The sequence below is a fragment of the Bradyrhizobium lablabi genome, from assembly GCF_001440475.1.
GTDB classification, from domain to species: Bacteria; Pseudomonadota; Alphaproteobacteria; order Rhizobiales; family Xanthobacteraceae; genus Bradyrhizobium; species Bradyrhizobium lablabi.
Genome location: NZ_LLYB01000022.1, coordinates 1 through 9,398 on the forward strand (window position 1 = coordinate 1; position 9,398 = coordinate 9,398).

A 9,398-nucleotide genomic window follows, 5' to 3' on the forward strand; every position below is an offset into this window, starting at 1 on the left:
AAACCGGCGGTGCGTTCCGCCGCCAGGACGCAGGCGCGGCAGCCTGTGCCCATTACGCCGACCGCGAGCTCCCTGACTGCCGGTATCACGCCAAGTGTGGCGCGCGCACTGCTGTACCAGGCGCCGGCCGGCCAGACCGAGACGACCATCGACCGCAGCCAGTTCGAGAACCGGCCGGCATTCTCCGTCGCCGACGTGCTGCGCGAGAGCCCGGGCATCTCGGTGAAGCAGGGCAACGGGCCCCGCGACATCGGCATCTCGATCCGCGGCTCCAACGCCCGCAACGGTTTTGGCATCCGCAACCTCGTGATCTTCGAGGACGGCTTTCCGGTCACACAGCCGGACGGACTTTCGCGGAGCGACCTGATCGACCCCAAGGCCTATAGCGCGATCGATGTGATCCGCGGTCCGTCATCTGCACTCTTCGGCAATTACGCCACCGGCGGCGCGCTCAATTTCCGCACCCGCCCGGGCCGTACCATCGACGGGGTCGAATACGGCGTCGAGGGCGGCAGTTTTGGTTACCTCAACAACTACCTTGCCACCGGCAAGAAGGTCGGTAACTTCGAAGGCTCGCTGTTTGCGAGCGATGCGCGCGGCGACGGCTTTATCGGCAATAGCTGGTTCAACACCCAGACGGTGAATTTCCTCGGCACGTTGCAGGCGACGCCCGACGACCGGTTCACCGTCAAGTTCATCAACAACAATCTCGATACCAGGCTGCCGCTCCGCCAGACGCTGACCCAGTATTATCAGAACCCGTACCAGCAGGGCTGCACGACGGGCGGGAACGTCGCGCTGGGGTGCCCGACGGTGTCGTTGTTCAACAATGGCTTTAACGGCTTAACAACACCTCAGACCGCCACTGAGGCGGGCCTTGGCCGCTTCGACAGACGAACGATCGTCGGCGGGCGATGGGAGCATGATTTCGACAACACGACGACGTGGCGCAATCAGTTCGTGTTCGACGATCGCAACATCAACCAGCCGACCGGCTCCACCAGCGCGATCGGCGATTTTCCGTCGTACAACTACATGAGCGACATTACCAAGCGTGGCGAAATTTTCGGGCTGGAGTCCACTGTCTATTTCGGCGCGTTCTACAACACGCTCACGGCGTCGAGCGATTCGAGATTCGTCATGCCGGGCGGCAACGCGACGCTGGGCAGGCTGCAGAGCAATACCTGGAGCGACACCACTAACTATGGCGTACGTGCGCGTGAAGAGTTGAAGCTGACGCCGCAACTGACTGCCATTGCGGGAATCGGATGGGAGGCCACGCATCTCAAGGGCATCAATACCGCCTACAATTACGGAACATCACCGGTCCCGAATCCGACGATCATCCCGACGACCGCCGACCGGCAATTTCAGAATACCGCGCCCGAGCTGGCACTGCTCTACAAGCTGAATCCCGAGTGGCTGTTCCGCGCGCGTGTCGCCACCGGCTACGGCACACCGCAGGTCAGTAACCTTTTCGTCCTTTCGACCGGCGCGCCCGGCAATAACACGCAGCTCCAGACGCAGACCAATCTCGGTTACGATATTGGTTTCGACTGGACGCCAAACAGCGCGCTCAAGTTCAGTGCGACCGGCTTCTATGAGTTCTTCCGCAACGAACTGGTGAGCCAGGCGACACAGGTATCCGGCGTCAGTTACATGTTCAACGCGCCACGATCCGAGCATCGCGGCATAGAACTCGCCGCCGACTGGAAGTTTTATCGCGGCTGGCGTTTCACCGCGGCCTATACCTATCTCGATCAGTTCTACACCGAATATACCGAAGACATCAGAAGCACCGGCGCAGGCGGCACCGTCTTCAGCTTCAATCGTGCGGGCAACAAGATCCCCGGCATCTCGCCGCACGAACTGACGGCGCGCCTTGGCTACGAACAGATGTGGGGGCCGCTGGCTGGCCTCGGGGCGTTCGTCGAGGTGCAGTGGAAAGACTCGTTCTACATGGACAACGCCAATTTGCAGAGGGCGCCCGGCTACGAGCTGGTCAATCTCAACGTCCACTACAAGACGGACCTCATCTCCGACTATTTCAAATCATTGAATGTCTACTTCGAGGTCAGGAACGTGTTCGACCGGACCTACGTGGCTTCCGCGAACAACATCCAAAACACGGTCACGGGTGGCGTTCAAGGTCTCAGCGGCACCGGCTCGATCTACGCCGGTTCGCCGCGCGCCTTCATCGCCGGCATGAAGCTGGCGTTCAAATGAGGAGGAGTAAAGCCATGCTGCGAATGAGCCTGCTCGCGACGCTCGCTTTCTCGCTTTGCCACACGGCCGCGAATGCGCAGATGAGTCACCACCAGCATGCCTCGGAAGCGGCATGCGAGGAGACAGCTCTGCGCTGCGCCTCGAAGGTCGCGCCGGCCTTCGCATCGGATGGCACGCTGTGGCTCGCCTTCATGGCGGGCGGCCACATCTCCGTGGCGAGTTCGAAGGACGAAGGGCGCAGCTTCTCGACGCCGGTTCAGGTGACACGCGAAAAGCTCACGCTCGATTGGGGACCGGACGCGCGCCCGCAGATCGTCATCGAGAAGAGCGGCGGCATTGCGCTGGCGTTTTCGCGCTTCAGGGACAAGGCCTTTAATGGACAGGTGCTGACCACGAGGTCGGCCGATGGCGGCCAAAACTTTGCCGAGCCGCAGCCGATCACGCCGAGTAACGAGAGCCAGCGTTTTGTGGCGCTCGGTCTCGATGCTGATGGTTCGGTGTTCGCGGCCTGGATCGACAAGCGCAACCGGGTGCCCGCGCAACAGGAGGGCAAGAAGTACGAGGGGGCAGGGCTGTTCTTCGCCTCATCGAAGGACGGCGGTGCGACCTATTCCGAGACGCGGCTGGCGGCCGACAACACCTGCGAATGCTGCCGGATTGGTCTCGCCTTCGCAGGCCCCGGCCATCCCGTGGTGGTGTTCAGGAACATCTTCGAGGGCGGCGTGCGGGATCATGCGGTCATGACGTTCGCCGACCCGGCGACGCCAGGCGAGGTTCGCCGCGTCAGCAACGACGATTGGCAGATCGCCGCGTGCCCGCATCATGGGCCCAGTCTTTCCATCTCGGCCGCCGGGACTTACCACGCGACCTGGTACACCAATGGCAAGGCGCGCAAGGGGCTGTTTTATGCCCGCTCGCAAGATGAGGGGCGCACCTTCTCCGATCCGATTCCGCTCGGCCGCGCCGACCGCAATCCGACGCGGCCATATGTTCTTGTCGGACCGCACGGCACCACCATGGTCTGGAAGGAGTTCGACGGCGAAAAGACTGCAGTCAACGCGATGATTTCGCATGATGAGGGCAAGAGCTGGTCCAAGCCGGTCGCGATCGCCACGACAACGGATACTTCCGATCACCCGCTGCTGGTCAGCAACGGGCAGAAGACCTTCCTTTCCTGGATGACCAAGGCCGACGGCTATCGCCTGCTGCCGATCGGAGACGGATCATGAGCCAGATCATGAAGCGCCTGCTGCTCGCGCTCATATTCCTCATTGCGTGCCTGGGCGAAGCGCCCATCGCCGAGACGCCGTCGGGGCCCACGCTAAAACCGTTCGTGCGGGGAAGCTGGCAGGAAATGCTGCGCGCGCACGCCGGGCGTCCGACGCTGGTGCATTTCTGGGGCGTCACCTGCGGCCCGTGCAAGGTCGAACTGCCGCTGCTCGGCCAATTCATGAAGGATCATTCCGAGGTCGACGTCGTGATGATCAGCGCCGATCTCGTTCCGAACCTGGATAGCGCAACCCGTGCGATGCTGCAGAAGGCCGGGCTCGCGTCGGCGGAAAACTGGATATTCAGCGACGGCTTTGTCGAACGGCTCCGGTTCGAGATCGATCCCTCCTGGCAGGGGGATATCCCGCGTACGCTGTTGATCGCGCCGGACGGTACCGTCACCACGATCGAGGGATCGGCGGAAATACCGGACCTCGAAAAATGGTCGGCTCAGCAAAAAGCAGCAATGCGATGAGAAACGTGCATAAGTGGCGGTGCGGCGACTCGGGCGTCCTGGGGTGAACATGCGACGGCGGCTGGAAATCTTCATTCCAATCGTACTGCTCTCGATCATGGTGCAGTTGCTGGCGCCGATCGGGGCATTTCGCGCCGTCGCCCATGCGGTCTCCGATCCGCTTCATATGGCGGCGATCTGTTCCGGATTGGCGTCCTCGCAGGACGCCTCACAGACGAGCACTGCCACGCCGCGGCATGGCGCCAATTGCTGTGCGTTCTGCGGCGTCAGCCACGGCGGCGCGGTTGCGGTCGATCCACCGCCGTTGATGTTTGTCGTCCTGCAGCGGCAATACCAGCGCATCGCGTGGCTGGAAGCTGCGCATCATGTACCTCCGGCGCCGGCCCGCTCGAACGCGCAGGCGCGCGCGCCACCGCCAATTCCTGACCTCACTTGACCTCCGTCAAACGGTGCGGCCTGCGGTCGTGCCAATTCGTTCAGTTGAGCAAGCCGGCCAAAGAGCTGGTGTCAGGAATCATCGATGTTTCGTTCTCAGCCTTCCGCCGGTGTCGTGCGCCGCGCGCTGCTGGCCTCGGCCGCCGTCCTCATCTCACCATTCGACGCTGAAGCCCAGTCCGGAGGAACAAGTCTTCCGCCCGTGACGGTGACCGCGCCGGAACAGAAGCGTGCGGCCAACAAGCCCCGTCCACCCCGCAGCACGGCGCAATCCGCGCGCAACGTCCGTCAGGCGCGCAATCCCGGCACCGCACCAATCTCCAGCGATCAGGGACAGGGTGGCCGCGGCGCGCTCGCCGTGCTCAGCGCGCAGCAGGCGCTGACCGAGATCAACAACACGCCGGGCGGCGTCGCGCTGGTGCCGGCGGCGGCCTACAAGAACTCGACCGTCGCCAACACCATCAAGGACATCCTGGATTACGTGCCGGGCGTCTTTGCCCAGCCGAAATGGGGCGACGACACCCGACTGTCGATCCGCGGTTCGGGCCTGTCGCGCAACTTCCATCTGCGCGGCGTGCAGCTCTACATGGATGGCATCCCGATCAACACCGCGGACGGCTACGGCGATTTCCAGGAGATCGACCCGACCGCCTACAAATATGTCGAGGTCTGGAAGGGCGCCAACGCGCTGCAGTTCGGCGCAAACTCGCTGGGTGGCGCCATCAATTTCGTGATTCCGACCGGCCGCGATCCGTGGCCGAACGGCGTGTCGGTCGATATGGGCGGGTTCGGGTTCAAGCGGCTGCAGGCCAATGCCGGCGGCGCGAACGGACCGTGGGACGGCTTCGTCACCGCCGCGACGCAGGCCCAAGACGGCTTCAGGGACCACAGTTTCGGCAGCGCCACGCGCGTCAGCGGCAATGTCGGCTACCAGTTCTCGCCGGACGCCGAGACGCGGTTCTATTTCAACGCCAACGAAGTTCGCCAGCGCATCCCCGGCACCGTCACCAAGCAATCGGCCCTGACCAATCCCGAAGCTGCCAATCCCGCTAATGTCGCCAGCGACCAGCAGCGCAACATCGACACAGTGCGGGTGGCCAACAAGACGACCATCAGGCTCGACGACACCAAGATCGAGTTCGGCGCCTTCGGTGTCGACCGCCATCTGATGCATCCGATCTTCCAGTGGCTTGATTACAGTTACAAGGACTACGGCGGCTTCGCCAAGGTCACCGACGACCGCATCATTGGCGGCTTCCGCAATCGCCTTGTCGCCGGCGTCAACATTTTGAACGGCAGCATCGACAACCAGCAATTCGCCAATCTCGGCGGCCAGAAGGGCGCGCTGCTGTCGTCCTCGATCGATAGCTCCAAGAATACGTCGGCCTATATAGAGGACAGCTTCTATTTCCTGCCCAATGTCGCCTTCATCGCCGGCACGCAATTTCTTTATGCGACCCGCAACCGGCAGGATCGTTTCCTGAGCAACGGCGACCAGTCGGGCGCGACGGAGTTCAATCTCTGGTCGCCGAAGACGGGCTTGCTCTGGAATATCGATCCAACATGGCAGCTCTTTGCAAATGTCTCGCGAAGCGCGGAGGTGCCGAGTTTTGGCGAAAGCGCGAACGGGCCGGGGATACCGTTCATTCCCTTCACCAGCATCCGACCGCAGACCGCTACGACCTACGAAATTGGAACGCGGATGAAGCGGCCCGATTACGCCTGGGAGCTTACCGCCTATCGTGCCAACATTCGTAACGAACTGCAGTGCATTTACAGCGCATTCGGCAACTGCAATGTCACCAATGCCGACCGCACTGTTCATCAGGGGATCGAAGCTGGAGCGGGGGCGGCGATTTTCCGAGGCATCTTCAACAACGGACCGGCGCCGGACAAGCTTTGGCTGAATCTAGCCTATACATTCAACGATTTTCGCTTCGACAATGATGCAACCTTCGGCAACAACTTCTTGCCCGGAGCCCCGCGTCACTATCTCCGCGCCGAGCTCTTGTACAAGAATCCCACCGGGTTCTATTTCGGGCCCAATGTCGAATGGGTGCCGCAGGCTTATTTTGTCGACAGTGCGAACACGCTGAATACGGAGGCTTATGCGCTTCTTGGGCTGAAGGCGGGCTTTGACAATGGCGGGCCGGTTTCGGCCTATGTCGAAGGGCGCAATCTCCTGAACAAGGCCTATATATCAAGCGTCAGCATCATCAACCAGGCGACCCCGACATCGCCATTATTTGAACCCGGCAACGGCCGGGCGGTCTATGCGGGGATCAAGTACAGATGGTAAGTGCGTTCCAGGTCCAAAGCACAAACGGAATCGGTATCATGAAGAACATTGCCCATACGCTTGCTTGTTTCGCCGCCGTGTTGGCGCTGGCTGGATCATCCGCGCAGGCGGGCGACGCCACCGCCGGTGACATCGTCATCACACAGGCCTGGAGCCGCGCGACGCCGAGCGGCGCAAAGGTCGCCGGCGGCTATCTCACCATCGAGAACAAGGGTGCGGCGCCGGATCGCCTGATCAGCGGCTCCGGCGATGTCGCCGGCAAGTTCGAGATTCACGAGATGGCCATGAACAATGGTGTGATGACAATGCGTCCGCTCGACAAGGGGCTTTCGATCGAACCCGGCAAGACCGTCAAGCTCGCGCCGGGCGGCCATCATCTGATGCTGATGGACCTCAAGCAGCCGCTCAAGGAGGGCGACAAGGTTCCGGTCACGCTTCAATTCGAGAAGGCGGGCAAGGTGACGCTCTCGCTCGACGTGCAGAGCGTCGGCGCAAAGGGTCCCGCGGGCGCAGACAAGAAGTAGGAGACATTGATGCGGAAAGGCGCTTTGGTCGTCATCACCCTGGCTGCGTTATCGGCGTCTTCGGCGTCGGCGCATGTCACCCTCGAGCGGCGGCAGGCGCCGGTCGGCTCGTATTACAAGGCGGTATTCGCCGTGCCGCACGGATGTGCGGGATCGCCGACGGTCAAGCTGCGGGTGCAGGTGCCGGAAGGCGTGATCGGCATCAAGCCGATGCCCAAACCGGGCTGGACCGTCGAGACGGTGAAGGGCAAGTACGCCACGGAGTATGAATTTCATGGCGGGAAAATATCCGAGGGCGTCAAGGAAGTGGTGTGGAGCGGCGGCAAACTCGCCGACGATAATTTCGATGAGTTCGTCTTTTCCAGCTATCTCACCTCTGGCCTGAAGCCGGATACCACGCTGTATTTCCCTGTGGTGCAGGAATGCGAGCAGGGCGTCAGCCGCTGGATCGATATTCCGGCCGAAGGCCACGGACATGACAGCAAGACGCCGGCACCGGGCATCAAGCTGATCGCGAAGCCGTAAAGTTATCCCGATGGCGCGCGCGCTTGCCAGTCTTGCCGCGCTGCTGTCGGCTCTCTGCGTTGCAAGTGCCGCGTGGGCCCATGCGACGCTTGTGTCTTCGGAACCGGCCGACGGCAGCGTGCTGGCGCAGCCGCCGAAGATGGTGCAGTTGCATTTCAACGAAGACGTCACGCCGGCCGTGGTCGGCGTCATCGACGCCAGCGGCAAGGCGCGCGACGTCGCAACCCGCGCGGCCGGCCAATCGGTTCTGATCGTCCTGCCCGACGACCTGTCGCAGGGCACCCAGATCGTCAGCTACCGTGTTGTCTCGCAGGATGGCCATCCCGTGTCGGGATCGCTGGTGTTCTCGATTGGCGCCGTGACCGGGGCCGCGCCGCCGCCGAAGGCCGGGCCGCTGCCGGTGTTGATCTGGCTGGCGCGGATCGGGGTCTATCTCGGCCTGTTCGCGGGCGTCGGCGGCGCATTCTTCGCGGCCTGGATCGGGCAGGGCCGAGCGGATCGACGATCAGCCGCGGTGCGCTTGCCATCGGTCTCGTCAGTGCGGTGGCCTCCCTCGCCCTGCAAGGGCTCGATCTCCTCAACCTGCCGCTCGGCGGCATCATGACGGCGGCGCCGTGGACCAGCGCGTTCGCGACCTCTCTCGGGCCGTCGCTGTTGATCGCGATGATCGTGATGACGATCGCCGGGTTCGCGGGGCAAAGCCCGAGCATCCTGATTTCCTGGGGCCTGACCACGCTCGCCATGGTGGGCGTCGGGCTGTCGTTGGCGACGAGCGGACATGCCGCGACCGCTTCGCCGCAATGGCTGACGCGGTCGTCACTGTTCCTGCACGGCGTCGCCGCAGCCTACTGGATCGGCGCGCTGGCGCCGCTGGCCGCCATGGCGCATCGGCGTGATGACGACCTGCCGCGCGCGCTCAGGCAGTTCTCGGCCATCGCGATTGTGGTGGTCGCTCTCCTGGTGCTGAGTGGACTGATGCTTTCGGTCATCCAGCTCGGGAGCCTGCGCGCGCTGATCGACACCCAGTACGGCATCATCCTCTCGATCAAGCTGGCGCTGGTGATCCTGTTGCTTGGACTGGCGGCGCTGAACCGGTTTCTCTTCACGCCTGCCGTGGTCGCGGATTACACGAAAACGCGGCCCTTGTTGAGATCGATCCTGCTGGAATGCGTGCTCGTTATCGGCATCCTTGCCGTGGTCGCCGGCTGGCGCTTCACGCCGCCGCCGCGCGCCTCGATCGTTTCCGCGGCGCCGCCACTCTCGGTTCATATCCACACTGATGCTGCGATGTTTCAGGTGCTGGTGTCGCCGGGCAAGGTCGGTGCCAACGACTTCGTGCTGCAACTCATGACGGGTGATGCCGCGCCGCTGACGGCCAAGGAGACGACGCTGATCCTGAGCCTGCCCGAGCGCGGCATCGAGCCGATGGAGCGGCGCGCGGCGCCCGGGCCGGATGGCTACTGGCATGTGCGGGGCGTAGCGCTGCCGGTGCCCGGCCGCTGGAAGATGCAGATCGACGCGCTGGTCACCGATTTCCAGAAAATCTCGTTGCAGGGTGAATTGGAGGTGCGGTGATTTGGGGCTCGCGTAGTTTCGTAGATGGGGTAACGGGCCCCGGTCCGCCTTCCAGGCAAGCCGCGCTTGC

9 protein-coding genes are annotated in these 9,398 nt (G+C 62.9%); all 9 read left to right on the forward strand.

Annotated elements, in window-relative coordinates; translation table 11 throughout:
* The first annotated feature begins 51 nt into the window (after positions 1 to 51).
* The 9 genes from CQ14_RS00290 (at position 52) to CQ14_RS00325 (ending at position 9,328) form a co-directional block, all read left to right on the forward strand.
* Positions 52 to 2,226: a TonB-dependent receptor family protein gene (locus CQ14_RS00290; RefSeq protein WP_430650116.1), complete on the forward strand. Its 2,175-nt coding sequence runs from the start codon at positions 52 to 54 to the stop codon at positions 2,224 to 2,226.
* Between the two features lie 14 nt (positions 2,227 to 2,240).
* Entirely contained in the window at positions 2,241 to 3,455 is a 1,215-nt protein-coding gene (locus tag CQ14_RS00295; protein WP_057855966.1) for a sialidase family protein, read from the forward strand.
* 8 nt (positions 3,456 to 3,463) lie between these two features.
* Entirely contained in the window at positions 3,464 to 3,970 is a 507-nt protein-coding gene (locus CQ14_RS00300; protein ID WP_057855971.1) for a TlpA family protein disulfide reductase, read from the forward strand.
* 49 nt (positions 3,971 to 4,019) lie between these two features.
* Positions 4,020 to 4,406: a DUF2946 family protein gene (locus CQ14_RS00305; RefSeq protein ID WP_057855967.1), complete on the forward strand. Its 387-nt coding sequence runs from the start codon at positions 4,020 to 4,022 to the stop codon at positions 4,404 to 4,406.
* A gap of 84 nt (positions 4,407 to 4,490) precedes the next feature.
* A complete protein-coding gene (locus CQ14_RS00310) occupies positions 4,491 to 6,704 on the forward strand; it encodes a TonB-dependent receptor family protein (protein WP_057855968.1) in 2,214 nt (737 codons plus the stop codon).
* 38 nt (positions 6,705 to 6,742) lie between these two features.
* Complete coding sequence (locus tag CQ14_RS00315; protein WP_057855969.1) at positions 6,743 to 7,228, forward strand: copper chaperone PCu(A)C; 486 nt, start codon at positions 6,743 to 6,745, stop codon at positions 7,226 to 7,228.
* Between the two features lie 9 nt (positions 7,229 to 7,237).
* On the forward strand, positions 7,238 to 7,753 hold the full coding sequence (locus CQ14_RS00320; RefSeq protein ID WP_057855970.1) for a YcnI family copper-binding membrane protein: 516 nt from the start codon (positions 7,238 to 7,240) through the stop codon (positions 7,751 to 7,753).
* A 10-nt stretch (positions 7,754 to 7,763) separates the two neighbouring features.
* A complete protein-coding gene (locus tag CQ14_RS47750) occupies positions 7,764 to 8,357 on the forward strand; it encodes a copper resistance CopC family protein (RefSeq protein ID WP_347337101.1) in 594 nt (197 codons plus the stop codon).
* Entirely contained in the window at positions 8,297 to 9,328 is a 1,032-nt protein-coding gene (locus CQ14_RS00325) for a copper resistance D family protein (RefSeq protein ID WP_347337102.1), read from the forward strand. Before CQ14_RS47750 ends, CQ14_RS00325 begins: the two co-directional genes overlap by 61 nt.
* Positions 9,329 to 9,398: the final 70 nt, after the last annotated feature.